Source organism: Sandarakinorhabdus rubra, assembly GCF_010994245.1.
In the GTDB taxonomy this organism is placed as follows: Bacteria; Pseudomonadota; Alphaproteobacteria; order Sphingomonadales; family Sphingomonadaceae; genus Sandarakinorhabdus; species Sandarakinorhabdus rubra.
The window spans coordinates 1-723 of sequence record NZ_WMHO01000443.1; the positions used below are offsets into that span (position 1 = coordinate 1).

At 71.9% G+C, this 723-nt stretch carries 1 protein-coding gene; it reads right to left on the minus strand.

Annotated features, from left to right (window positions below; translation table 11 throughout):
* Positions 1 to 723 (minus strand): cell division protein FtsQ/DivIB (locus tag GJV64_RS15170; RefSeq protein ID WP_164158359.1); only part of this gene is annotated, 723 nt, incomplete at both ends.

A 723-nucleotide genomic window follows, 5' to 3' on the forward strand; every position in this document is an offset into this window, starting at 1 on the left:
GAGGCTGCTGGCCACGGCCGGGCCGGCCACGATCATGCGGCCAGGCAGGCGCAGGTCGAAACGGGTGAAGCGCCCGCCCAGCAGCCGTTCCGGGCCCTTGGCATCGAGCCGGGCAAAGCGCGCCAGCGCGGCCTTCGCCTGTGCCGGCTGGTCGGGCAGGGCCAGAGTCTCGCCGCTCTTGAACTTCAGGTCCCAGCGGCGGCCGCCCACCAGCACGGCGGCATCGACTTCGCGGCCCAGCGGCGTTGCCGCGATCAGCGCCAGCGCGTCCTTCACATGGGCATTGGCGCCGGCGCCCACCAGGATCGGCAAGTCGTTCCAGCGCTCCAGCCGCTGATCAGTGAGCGGCTTGCCGGTGATGTCGATCGCGGCGAGATGCTGGCGATACTGCCACAGCGCCACCGGCTTCCTTTCGATCACCTCGATCACCAGCGTGTCGGGCAGGCGGCGCTGCACGCTGGCATCGGCCACCCACGGCAGGGCGGCAAGGCGGGTGCGAACCGCATCGAGATCGGTGGCCAGCATGGCATTGGTCGGCCCGTTCAGAACGGCACCATAGATGGCCAGCCGGTCCTGCTCGCGCGCGCCGGTCAGCTCGACATGGCGCACCTCCCAGCCGTTGGCCGCCGTCCACGTCACGAAGCCGGCCCAGGCGCGGCCCGGCAGGCCGAGCGCGATCACCAGCAGCAGCGCCGCCGCCAGAATGACGCCGCCGCCGGCGAG